Source organism: Bradyrhizobium genomosp. III, assembly GCF_000261705.1.
In the GTDB taxonomy this organism is placed as follows: domain Bacteria; phylum Pseudomonadota; class Alphaproteobacteria; order Rhizobiales; family Xanthobacteraceae; genus Bradyrhizobium; species Bradyrhizobium ottawaense.
Genome location: NZ_AJQF01000107.1, coordinates 1 through 11147 on the forward strand (window position 1 = coordinate 1; position 11147 = coordinate 11147).

Genomic DNA, 11147 nt, shown 5'->3' on the forward strand with positions numbered 1-11147 from the left:
GATAGCCGTAGCGATCGCGATGCGGTCGCAGCGCCGTCACCTGGCGGCTGGAGGTGAGGCCTTCGTCGACGAGAATGGCGTTATCGGGCATCGCCTCGACCATCTGCAGCACGAGGAAGTCCGGATCAATGGGCGCGCGGCCGGCGCTCTTGCCGATCTGCTCGACCAGCGCGGCACGCCGCGCGGTCCAGTTCTTCGGCGCGATCTCGGCGAGGCGCTGCTTGGCGCGGCTCGCAAGTGTCGCGCCACCCATCTCCTTCAGCACCGGGATCAACGCGCGCAGCGTTTCCTTCAGATCCGCCTTGAGCGCGATCTCGGCGCCGTAATTCTTGGCGATCTCCCAATCGACGAGGCCGATCTGGACGATGCCGAGTCCGTCAGGCAGCGCATCGACCTCGCTATAGACAGACATCCGCAAGGGATCGCCGCCGAGCGCAATCAGGAGATCGTACGGCGCGAGCGTATCGCGCGCGACCTTCTGCACGCGTGCCAGCGTGCCGACAAAGCTCGGGCTCTCCGACAGGAAGTGCGAGCCATAGGGCGTCGAGGACTGGTAAGCCGCCGCGCCGAGCAGCTCGGCAAGTTGGGCAGCCTCCTTCAGCGCATCGCTCTTGACCACCTCGTCCATGGTGACGATGACGGGGCGCTCCGCCCTCAGCAGCCGCGCGGCAAAGGCCGTGAGCGCTTCGTCCGACGGCCTTGTCCGCGCGTCGATGCGGGTGGAGCGACCGAGATCGATCCCCGCTTCGCTGTTCAGGATGTCGCCGGGCAGTGAGATGAACACCGGACCGGTCGGCGGCGTCGTTGCAATCTTGGCGGCACGGCGCACGATGCGCGGCAAATCCTCCAGCCGCGTCACCTCCACCGCCCATTTCACCAGCGGTTCGGCCATCCGCACCAGCGGCCCATACAGCACCGGCTCCATCAGGCCGTGCCCCTGCTCCTGCTGGCCGGCCGTGAGGATCATCGGCGTGCCCGTGAACTGGGCGTTGTAGAGCGAGCCCATCGCGTTGCCGAGGCCGGGCGCGACATGAACATTGCAGGCGACGAGTTTTCCGGAGGCGCGGCTATAGCCATCGGCGGTCGCCACCACCAGGCTCTCCTGCATCGCCATCACATAGGTGAGGTCGGGATGGTCCTTCAGCGCATGCATGATCGGCAGCTCGGTGGTGCCGGGATTGCCGAACAGATGCGTGACGCCCTCGTCCTTGAGCAGCGCGAGAAAGGCGGAGCGGCCGGTGATCTTGTTCTTCATGTTTCCTCCAGGGAGCGGACGTTGCCGCAAGGACGGCGGCATGATGGCCGAAGTCGCGGGAGGCGCGCAAGGAAGCGTGCTCATGGCTGCGTTGCGTGGAAGCCCCGCTCTCGTGTCCCGGACGCGACGCGGCGAAGCGTTGCGGCGCAGAGCCGGGACCCAGTTGCTCACCGCATTCTCCGCTGCATGGGCCCCGGCTCGGCGGCGCGGCACTTCGTGCCGCACCGCGTCCGGGGCATGAGAGTGGAGCTAAATTTCCTCCCGGCCCAGCTCGAACGGGTCCTCGCCGCCCGCGCGCTTCTTCTTTTTCGAGCGCTGGCAGACCACGCCCGGAAAGCCCTTGAGCGGCACCAGCGGCTCGCCGGTATAGGCCCATTCCTGCAGCTCCTCGATCGCGATGTGATAGAGCGGCTGGCGGCCGGTGCGCTCCCTGAAGAGCGCACGCGGGATGTTGACCATGTGCGGACCACGCGGTCGTTCATAGGCAATCGGCGTGCCGCATTGCGAGCAGAAGCTGCGCGTGGTCCTGGTGGCCTTGTCCTCGTAGCGCGTGAGCGCCGTCTTGCCCGACGTAATGCGAAACCGCTTCTTCCAGCTTCCGACATAGGTCGCATAGGCCGCGCCATGGGCGCGGCGGCTGGCGGCGGAGTGATCGTGCCAGGCCCAGCGCGCGGGGACATCGATCTCGAAGGTGACCTTGCCGCAGAGGCATTGGCCGGTGGCGATCCCTGCGGCGACTGCGGCTTTGGCCATGGACGTCTTTCCGTTGTCATTGCAGACAATACGATCGTCATTCCGGGGCGCGACAAAGTCGCGAGCCCGGAATCCATCAGGCGGCTTGTTCAGACGGAGAGATGGATTCCGGGTTCGATGCTACGCATCGCCCCGGAATGACAGCCGAACTACGCCGGCGTCAGCTCGTCATAAACAGGATAATCCGTGTACCCCTTCTCCTCGCCGCCATAGAACGTCGCACGATTGTACGGCGTGATCGGGTAGTCGTGCTGCAGGCGGCGCGGCAGATCGGGATTGGAGATGAAGATGCGGCCGAAGGCGATGATGTCGGCATGGCCGTCGGCGATCGCCGCATTCGCAGTCTCGCCGGTGAAGCCGCCGGCGGTCATCAGCACGCCGCTGTAGAGCGGACGAAACAGCAGCATCGCCGACGGCACATTCTGCCAGTTGACCTCGGCGCGACCCGAGCCGCTCGATCGCGGCTCGATGAAGTGCAGATAGGCGAGGCCGAGCTTGTCGAGCGCCTTCACCACGTGGGTGTATAGCGGCATCGGATCGGGCTCGCCGGAATCGTTGGCGATGCCATGCGGCGACAGCCGCACGGCGACGCGGTTCGCACCCCAAACGTCGATCGCGGCCTGCGTCACCTCGAGCAGCAGCCGGGCGCGGTTCTCGATCGATCCACCATATTGATCGGTGCGCTGGTTGCTGCGTGATTGCAGGAATTGCTCGAGCAGATAGCCGTTGGCACCGTGGATCTCGACACCGTCGAAACCGGCCGCGAGTGCATTCTTCGCGCCTTGCCTGAAGGCCTCGACGATACCCTTGACTTCCCCGGTCTCCAGCGCGCGCGGCGTCTCATAGTCCGAGATCTTGCCGTCGGCCGTCATCGCCTTCATGCCTTCCGCCTTGATCGGGATCGCCGAGGCCGAAACCGGCAGCTCGCCGCCGTGGAAGGAGGAATGCGAGACGCGGCCGACATGCCAGAGCTGGAGGAAGATGATGCCGCCCTTGGCGTGCACGGCATCGACCACCTTGCGCCAGCCGGCGATCTGCGCCTCCGAATAGATGCCGGGCGTCGCCGGATTGCCGCGGCCGTGCGAGAGCACCGGCGAGGCCTCGGCGATGAGCAGGCCGCCCGGCGTCGCACGCTGGCCGTAATATTCGGCGTTGAGCGGGCGCGGTGAAAAGCTCTCGCGCTCGGCCCGCATGCGTGTCAGCGGTGCCATCGCGACGCGATGCGCAAGCTTGTACGGACCGACCTGCAACGGTCTAAACAACGCCTCGAATTTCATGCTGACCCCGAGTTTCTTTGGAAGGATGCGGATCATATCGCGAGGGGCGGCACCCGGAAAAGGCGCCGCCCCCATAAAAGCAGATATTCCCTCCCGCGGAAGGCGGGAGAGAACAAGTGCTAGGCCGTCTTGATCCAGACGGACTTCACGTTGAGATATTCCTCGACATGCTGCTTGCCGGACTCGCGGCCATAGCCGCTCATCTTGTAGCCGCCGAAGGGCACGGCCGGGTCCATCGCCTGGTAGCAGTTCACCCACACCGAGCCGGCGCGCAGCGACTTTGCAACCGCATGCGCCTTGCTGACGTCGCGCGTCCACAGGCCCGAACCGAGGCCGAAGGTGGTGTTGTTGGCGCGCTTGACCAGCTCGTCCATGTCCTTGAATGCGATCGCGGAGATGACGGGGCCAAAAATCTCCTCCTGCGCGATGCGCATGTTGTCCTGAACGCCCGCGAACACGGTCGGCGAGACGAAGAAGCCCTTCGACAGCGCGCCCTCGGTGACGCGGCCGCCGCCGGCGAGCGCCCTCGCGCCTTCCTTCTGGCCAATGTCGAGATAGCCGGTGACGCGCTCGAGCTGCTGCTCTGACACCAGCGGGCCGATCTGCACATTGGGATCGAGACCGTTGCCGACCTGCAGCTTCTTGCCGAACTCGGCGACGCGGCCGACGAACTCCTCGTAGATCGACTGCTCGACGAACAGGCGCGTGCCGGCGCTGCAGATCTGGCCCGAATTGGCGAACACCGCCATCGCCGCGCCCGGCACGGCGGCGTCGAGATCGGCGTCAGCGAATACGATGTCCGGCGACTTGCCGCCGAGCTCGAGCGAGACACGCTTCAAATTGCCGGCGGAGGCGCGGATGATCGACTGACCCGTGACGTGCGAGCCGGTGAAGGCGACCTTGTCGACGTCATGATGCGAGGCGAGCGCGGCGCCCGCGGTCTCGCCATAGCCGGGCACGACGTTGATGACGCCGGGGGGAATGCCCGCCTCCATCGCCAGCTCGGCGATGCGCAGCGAGGTCAGCGGCGCCTCTTCGGCGGGCTTGAGCACCACGGTGCAGCCGGTCGCGATCGCCGGGCCGATCTTCCAGATCGTCGCCGTGAGCGGGCCGTTCCAGGGAATGATGGCGCCGACGACACCGATCGGCTCCTTCAGCGTGTAGGAGAAGATCTCGCCGGGCAGCGAGTTCTCGATGGTCTCGCCGTGGATCGCCGTGGTCTGACCGGCGTAATAACGCAGCATGCCGACGGCGCGCAGGCGATAGGCGCGGGTGCGGCTGAGCGGCGCACCCATGTCCAGGGTATCAAGCTGCGACAATTCGTCGAAATTCTTCTCGACGAGGTCGGCAAGCTTGAGCAGCAGATTCTGCCGCTCGAACGGTTTCACCTTGCTCCAGGGCCCCTCGAAGGCGCGGCGGGCGGCGGCAACCGCACGATCGATGTCTTCCTTGTCGCCCTCGGCGACGGTTGCGAGCAATTCGCCGGTGGCAGGATTATGAGTCTCGAAGCGCTTGCCTGAGGCTGCATCGACCCACTTCCCGTCGATCAGCATCTGCTTGTAGGACCCATTCGCGAACGGATGGCGCGTGATCGGAATAGCCTGCGACACAGCCATGGCTGCACTCCCTGTCAGGTGATTGATTGGTTCGATCTGGGCGGGATCGTTAGGGTGAAGGATACAGCCGTGCCGGAAAGGCGTAAAGGCAGCGCTGAACGAAGACCTCCCATGCCAACTTGTGCAGGGTCGGACTGCTGCCATGTTATAGCTCGATGAAGAGTCCTCCCCGGAGATGATCCATGCCACATCCCGCCATCGTCAAAGACAATGTCGCCGTGATTACAGGTGGCGCATCCGGAATCGGGTTTGCCGCCGCTGCGGCCTTCGCGCGCGCGGGCATGAAAGTGTGTATCGCGGACGTGGACCGGCAACGTCTGGCGGACGCCGCAACAAGACTCTCATCCGTCACGTCTGCCACAAACGTGATGACCTTCGCCGTCGATGTCAGCAGCGCGGAGAGCGTGAGGGAACTGGAACGCGCCGTGGCCGCGCAGTTCGGCGGAACGGACCTGCTCATGAACAATGCCGGCATCCAGCCGGGCAGCACGCTGTTCGGCGAACCCGACAATTGGCAGCGCGTTATCGCCGTCAACATGTGGGGCATCATCAACGGCTCGCGCATCTTCGCGCCCAACATGATCGCACGCGGCAGGTGCGGCCTCATCATCAACACGGGCTCGAAGCAGGGCATCACCACGCCGCCGGGCGATCCCGCCTACAATGTCTCCAAGGCCGGCGTGAAGGCATTTACCGAAGCGCTCCAGCACGAACTGCGCAACACGAGAGACTGTCGCGTCACGGCACATTTGCTGATCCCCGGCTTCGTCTTCACGGGCCTCACCGCGAAAGGACGCACCGAGAAGCCGGCCGGCGCCTGGACGCCGGAGCAGACGGTCGATTTCATGCTGGCGCGGCTGGAGGTGGGCGATTTCTACATCCTGTGCCCGGACAACGACGTGCCGCGCGCGCTCGACGAGAAGCGCATGCAATGGGCCGCCGGCGACATCGTCGAGAACCGGCCGCCGCTGTCGCGCTGGCACCCGGATTACGCGGATGCGTTCACGAGGTTCGTGGAGGGGAAGTAACTGTCAGACCCTCATGGTGAGGAGCGCGCCCTTGCGCGCGAGGCGGACGATGCTGCGCATCGCCGCGAGAACCATGCAGGCCCGGCTGCAGCAGCCCGGCCTCGATCCTTCGAGACGCCCGCTTTCAGCGGGCTCCTCAGGATGAGGGTTGGAGTGTTCGCGGCGCGGCAGTTCGCGCAACCGCCCTACAGCGTCTCTTGCTGGTGCCCGCAATTCTTGCAAGCGAACTTGACCCGGGTCTGGCCTTTCTCCGCCTGGACCCGGTTCGGCGCGCCGCACTTGCCGCAGACGGCCTCGATGCGGGTCGCGCCCTGCTTGACGACGATGGTCTTCTTTTCCATCGATTCGCGGATCAGGCGCTCGGCCTCCTCACGCAGCGATTGTTTCGACAAAGCTCGTCTCCGCCTCTGGAAAGCGCGAGAGCCATATCGCACCTGCGTTCGAAGTACAATGCGAGATGCGGACCGCGAGGCACGATCAAGACGTCATTTCCGGGTGGGCCTGGACGCGAGAGCCGCGGCGCGTCGCTCCGCGGCTCTCTTGCTCGTCGTCCGATTGGCGCGAGGCACATTTTTCAAGCCGCCTTGGAAACCTCCATCAGCAAACGCTCGGCCTTGGCATCCTCGATGCGGTTCACCAGCCGGCTGCTCTCGTGATTGTCGCGCACGGTCTTGGTCAGGGTGATGCAGGTCTGGATCAGCATGACGATGCCCATGGTGAGATAGCCCTTCATCCAGAGGTCGATCGGCAGGAAGAAGATGCCAATGGCGACGAGAAATGCGGAGGCTGCGAAGGACGCGTAGGTGAAGGTCACCCAGGCGCTGCTATGGGGTTGGCCGTTCTGGTTCATGACGGTCTCCTGTTGGTTCGAATGATGATGGGGTTGGGGATCAGGCAGTCGGCGCGCGCTTGGACTTCAACCGGACCAGCACGTCGTCCGCAGTCGTCTTCAACCGTGGGCCAAAACCCTGCTCGGCTAATCTCTCGGCGGTGGCGAGCGGACCGGTGGCCGCGTCGAGCTCGACCAGCGCATCATCGGCGGCCTGGGTTTCCATCTGCCGTTCGCGCAGGCGCCGCAGGGTGCTCTCCGCCTCCGGCAGCGTGGATTCGTAAGGGCGTGCCGCCTCGATGCCGCTGCGCCGAAGCGAGCGTACCGCCTCCGAGGCTCGGGCGACGCGGCGACCGCGATCGAGCTCGGTGATGCGGGCCTGCGCGGTCGCGACGTGCCGCTTCAACCGGGCGATCTCGGTCGCGAACAAGGCGCGGGCCGTCATTGCCGCATCGCGGTCGGCCTCCAAGCCTACGATGGCTTCGGCAGCGTCCCTGGCGAGATCCTCGCGGCCGCCGTCGAGCGCCGCAACCGCGCGCGCCTCGAGATCGGCAATGCGGGCGATCGTCGCCTCGAGCTTGCGGCCTTCCTGCTGATCCTGCGCGATCGCCAGCGCCAGCGTCCGCTTGCTGCGCTCGACGGCCGCGGCCGCATCGCGCATCTGCTGGTCGAGAATGAGGAGGGCCGTGCGGTCCTCCAGCTCTTCGCCCGCGGCGGCCACGCTGCCGCGGAAAAGTGTCACGACGGTCTTGAACATCTGTTGCTCCCTGTTATGAGCGTTGCTCACAGATACTTTGTAGCAACAACCTTGAACATTGTTCAAGAGAATTTTGAGCAACGCTCAAGAATTTGACCGATGCATGTCTAAGGCCTTGGAACGTCGAGAGAAACTTCGATCCGCGCTCATTCAGGCGGCGGAACGGATGATCGCGGACCGTGGATTGTCAGGGCTGAAAACTCGCGATCTCGCCCGCGAGATCGGCTGCGCCAATGGTGCGGTCTATAATCTCGTGGCCGATATGGATGAGCTGATCCTGCGTGTGGGGTCGCGCACGTTGCTCCGGCTCGACGAGGCGCTGAGCGTGGCGGAAGGCGCGGGCGCCCCCTCGCCGCAGGAGACCCTGGTCCGCATCGCCATCGCCTATTGCGATTTCGCGGCGGAAAATCTCCAGCTCTGGCGCGCGCTGTTCGAGCACCGCATGGAGGCCGACAAGGTCGTCCCCGACTGGTCCGTCGACGACCAGATGCGGCTGTTCCGCCACATCTACAAGCCGCTGGCCGCGCTGTTTCCAAAGCGCGGCCCGGAGGAGCTCGGCATCACCGCACGCAGCCTGTTCTCGGCGGTCCATGGCATGGTGGCGCTGGGGTTGGAGCAGAAGCTGGTCGCCGTGCCGCTGCCGGCGCTGCGCAAGGAAATCGCTGGCCTCGTGCGCGCGATGATTGACGGACTGATCGCGCGGGCAGCATAGGGCCGCGCAGCAGCGGGACCGTAGAGATCTCGCCGGCACCAACGAACGTGCATATGCGCTCCGCTTCACTCCTTCGCGCAGCACCGGATCTGAATCTCGACGAGAGCTAGGAACGAACATTCCGAGGGTCGGTTGACGCGCATAGTTTCCCTCAGAGCGCGAGCCTTCCCATGTATCACCACGTCAAAAAACTGATGTTCACCGTGCGTGTCGACGAACCCGATCCCCGCTTCGGCAATATGCTGCTGGAGCAGTTCGGCGGCGCCAACGGGGAACTCGCGGCCGCGATGCAATATTCGATTCAAGGTTTGAATTGCGAGGACCCCGACCGCAAGGATCTCCTGATGGATATCGGCACCGAGGAGCTCAGCCATCTCGAAGTCGTCGGCTGTCTCGCGCGAATGCATCTTGCGCCTTCGAAGAATGACCGCCAGGCGGCGGAAGCCGATCCGCTGATTGCGATCGCCGGCGGCGGCGGTGTCAACCTGTTCAATTCGCAAGGCAATCCCTGGACCGCCGACTATCTCAAGATCACCGGCGAGCTCGACGTCGATCTCCGCAGCAACATCGCCGCCGAGGCGCGCGCCAAGATCGTCTATGAACGGCTGATCAATTTCTGCGACGACGCCGGCAGCAAGGACGCGCTCCAGTTCCTGATGACGCGGGAGATCACTCATATGAAGGCGTTCGCGCGAGCGCTCGAAAGCCTGTCGAAGCCGGCCTTCAGCGTCGGCAGGCTCGCGCCGACGCCCGGCCTCGTGAACCAGTACTTCAACGACTCCACCGGCAGCGGTGACCACGGCGAAATCGACACCCGCGGTCCCTGGAACGAGGGCGAGGATTGGGTGTTCACGGAATCGCCTGCGCTGCAGTCCGCCGATCCCGGCGCCGGCACGCCGATCGTCACGGAAAGCTCACCGCCCGTCGACGAAGCCGGCCTGACCGATCTCCTGCTCCATGAACTGCGCGACATTCTCCATGCCGAGAAGCAGTTGACCAAGGCGCTTCCCAAGATGGCGCAGGCCGCCCGCTTCGACCAGCTGCGGGAATTATTCGAGCAGCATCTGACCGAGACCGAGAATCAGATCGAGCGCATCAACGAGTGCTTCGAGCTGCTCGGCGAGAACGCACGCGCCAAGCCCTGCAAGGGCATGATGGGCCTCATCGAGGAAGGCCAGGAGGTCATGAAGGAAGGCGAGGAAAAGGAGGACGCGGCCGCCGACCTCGCACTGATTTCTGCGGCTCAACGCGTCGAACATTACGAGATGTCCGGCTACACCACCGCGCGCAACCTGGCGCAGCAGCTCCGGCATAGCGCAGTGGTCGCCCTGCTCTCCAAATCCCTCGCCGAAGAAGAAAACGCCGATCTCCTGCTCAATCAGGTCGCACGATCGCTGATGTCGGTTGCGAAGATGCCTGCCGCACTGGAGCAGGCCGAATAGGAAGCGCCTGGCGCGCGCAGACGCACCGAATGAAACCGCCTCGCGCCGTCGCGCGGGGCGGCCGGCCCCGGACACGGTACGATCATTCGTGCCGGTGGCACACACCTTGCCTCTCGATGCCGGACAATTGCCGGACAGGAGGCACCCATGAGCAGTTCACCCTTCCATATGAGCCGCCGCAGCGTGCTGCTCGGCGGCGTGGGTGCCGCCGGCATCAGTGCCGTCGCCGCTCCCTTCGCCTGGGCGCAGGGCCGGAGCGAAACGCTGCTGGTGGTGCAGGAGCTGGGTCCGAACTCGCTGGACATGCAGGGCGTCGGCTCCAACCAGACCGTGAACGGGCTATCGTGGAATTGCTACGACCGCCTGCTCTCCTCCGCCTCCAAGACGCTGCCGGACGGAACGCTGTCGTATGATCGCGAGAGGCTCGCGCCCGAACTCGCCGAGAGCTGGGAGGTCGCGGCCGACGGCATGTCCTGCACCTTCCGCCTCCGAAAAGATGCGAAGTTCCACGACGGGTCGCCGGTCACGGCCAAGGACGTCAAATGGTCGTTCGACCGCGCGGTGAAGGTCGGCGGCTTTCCGACCTTCCAGATGTCCGCGGGATCGCTGGAAAAGCCCGAGCAGTTCGTGGTCGTCGACGATCACACCTTCCGCATCGACTATGTCCGCAAGGACAAGATGCTGCTGTTCAACGTCGCCGTCGTGGTGCCGTTCATCATCAATTCCGAGCTGGCGAAGAAAAATGCGACGGCCGAAGACCCGTGGGCGCTGGCGTGGCTGAAGAACAACGAGGCCGGCGGCGGCGCCTACAGGATCGAGAGCTGGAAGCCCGGCAGCGAGACCGTGCTGGCACGCTTCGACGACTGGAAGAGCGGACCGTTGCCGAAGATCAGGCGCGTGATCGCACGCGACGTCCCCTCCGGCGGGACCCGCCGCGCCATGCTGGAGCGAGGCGATGCGGACTTGTCGAGCGGCTTTGCGCCGCGGGATTTCGACCAGCTCATCAGGGAAGGCAAGGTCAAGGTGTCGGGCGTGCCGATCCCCAATGCGCTCTGGTACGTTGCTCTGAACACCGCAAAGCCGCCGTTCGACAACGTCAAGCTGCGCCAGGCCATCGCCTGGGCGATGCCATATGAGCAGATCCAGAGCAGCGCGTTCTTCGGCCGTGCCGTTCCGATGTACGGCGGCGCCGACGTTTCAAAGCCGGTCTGGCCGCAGCCGTTTCCCTATGTCACCGATCTCGACAAGGCCAAGGCGTTGATGAAGGAAGCCGGCTTCGCCTCCGGCGTGGAGACGACCTTGTCACTCGACACAGGCACCGCGACCGTCGGCGAACCGACGGCGATCCTGATCCAGGAGAGCCTCGCCAAGATCGGCATCAAGGCGGGAATCGAAAAGATCCCCGGCGCGAACTGGCGGACGACGCTGAACAAGAAGGAGCTGCCGCTCGCGCTCAACCGCTTCAGCGGCTGGGTGGG

Annotated in this window: 11 protein-coding genes; 4 read left to right on the forward strand and 7 right to left on the reverse strand. The window is 64.9% G+C overall.

Translation table 11 applies throughout. The annotated features are described in order from the left end of the window. The 4 genes from IC66_RS0110255 to IC66_RS0110270 form a co-directional block, all read right to left on the reverse strand. Nucleotides 1–1255 (reverse strand): thiamine pyrophosphate-binding protein (locus IC66_RS0110255; protein WP_038947553.1); only part of this gene is annotated, 1255 nt, incomplete at its 3' end. Between the two features lie 249 nt (nt 1256–1504). Continuing rightward, complete coding sequence (locus IC66_RS0110260; RefSeq protein ID WP_038947554.1) at nt 1505–2008, reverse strand: GFA family protein; 504 nt, start codon at nt 2006–2008, stop codon at nt 1505–1507. 149 nt (nt 2009–2157) lie between these two features. Then, nucleotides 2158–3285 (reverse strand): alkene reductase, encoded by a 1128-nt coding sequence (locus tag IC66_RS0110265; protein WP_028140037.1) that lies wholly within the window; start codon nt 3283–3285, stop codon nt 2158–2160. A 119-nt stretch (nt 3286–3404) separates the two neighbouring features. Beyond that, a complete protein-coding gene (locus IC66_RS0110270) occupies nt 3405–4901 on the reverse strand; it encodes an aldehyde dehydrogenase family protein (RefSeq protein ID WP_028140036.1) in 1497 nt (498 codons plus the stop codon). 182 nt (nt 4902–5083) lie between these two features. On the opposite strand from IC66_RS0110270, the gene IC66_RS0110275 reads away from it, so the two are divergent. After that, on the forward strand, nt 5084–5929 hold the full coding sequence (locus IC66_RS0110275; protein WP_038947555.1) for an SDR family NAD(P)-dependent oxidoreductase: 846 nt from the start codon (nt 5084–5086) through the stop codon (nt 5927–5929). Between the two features lie 185 nt (nt 5930–6114). On the opposite strand, the gene IC66_RS0110285 is transcribed toward IC66_RS0110275, so the two are convergent. From IC66_RS0110285 to IC66_RS0110295, 3 genes are all read right to left on the reverse strand, one after another. Continuing rightward, nucleotides 6115–6321 (reverse strand): hypothetical protein, encoded by a 207-nt coding sequence (locus IC66_RS0110285; RefSeq protein ID WP_008145196.1) that lies wholly within the window; start codon nt 6319–6321, stop codon nt 6115–6117. 182 nt (nt 6322–6503) lie between these two features. After that, a complete protein-coding gene (locus tag IC66_RS0110290; RefSeq protein ID WP_014491840.1) occupies nt 6504–6779 on the reverse strand; it encodes a YiaA/YiaB family inner membrane protein in 276 nt (91 codons plus the stop codon). A 40-nt stretch (nt 6780–6819) separates the two neighbouring features. Then, nucleotides 6820–7515, reverse strand: coding sequence for a PspA/IM30 family protein (locus IC66_RS0110295; protein WP_038947556.1), 696 nt, complete (start codon nt 7513–7515; stop codon nt 6820–6822). Between the two features lie 103 nt (nt 7516–7618). On the opposite strand from IC66_RS0110295, the gene IC66_RS0110300 reads away from it, so the two are divergent. The 3 genes from IC66_RS0110300 to IC66_RS0110310 all read left to right on the forward strand — a co-directional run. Next, nucleotides 7619–8227, forward strand: coding sequence for a TetR/AcrR family transcriptional regulator (locus IC66_RS0110300; RefSeq protein WP_028140033.1), 609 nt, complete (start codon nt 7619–7621; stop codon nt 8225–8227). A 170-nt stretch (nt 8228–8397) separates the two neighbouring features. Continuing rightward, the gene (locus IC66_RS0110305) at nt 8398–9669 is read left to right on the forward strand and encodes a DUF892 family protein (RefSeq protein WP_028140032.1); all 1272 of its coding nucleotides are present in this window, start codon (nt 8398–8400) and stop codon (nt 9667–9669) included. A gap of 147 nt (nt 9670–9816) precedes the next feature. Continuing rightward, nucleotides 9817–11147, forward strand: a 1331-nt coding sequence (locus IC66_RS0110310; RefSeq protein ID WP_038947557.1) for an ABC transporter substrate-binding protein, incomplete at its 3' end; no start/stop codon positions are given.

Coding starts and splice junctions, on each gene's coding strand:
- IC66_RS0110260 (WP_038947554.1), bottom strand. CDS start 2,008: ATGGCCAAAGCCGCAGTCGCCGCAGGGATCGCCACCGGCCAATGCCTC.
- IC66_RS0110265 (WP_028140037.1), bottom strand. CDS start 3,285: ATGAAATTCGAGGCGTTGTTTAGACCGTTGCAGGTCGGTCCGTACAAG.
- IC66_RS0110270 (WP_028140036.1), bottom strand. CDS start 4,901: ATGGCTGTGTCGCAGGCTATTCCGATCACGCGCCATCCGTTCGCGAAT.
- IC66_RS0110275 (WP_038947555.1), top strand. CDS start 5,084: ATGCCACATCCCGCCATCGTCAAAGACAATGTCGCCGTGATTACAGGT.
- IC66_RS0110290 (WP_014491840.1), bottom strand. CDS start 6,779: ATGAACCAGAACGGCCAACCCCATAGCAGCGCCTGGGTGACCTTCACC.
- IC66_RS0110295 (WP_038947556.1), bottom strand. CDS start 7,515: ATGTTCAAGACCGTCGTGACACTTTTCCGCGGCAGCGTGGCCGCCGCG.
- IC66_RS0110300 (WP_028140033.1), top strand. CDS start 7,619: ATGTCTAAGGCCTTGGAACGTCGAGAGAAACTTCGATCCGCGCTCATT.
- IC66_RS0110305 (WP_028140032.1), top strand. CDS start 8,398: ATGTATCACCACGTCAAAAAACTGATGTTCACCGTGCGTGTCGACGAA.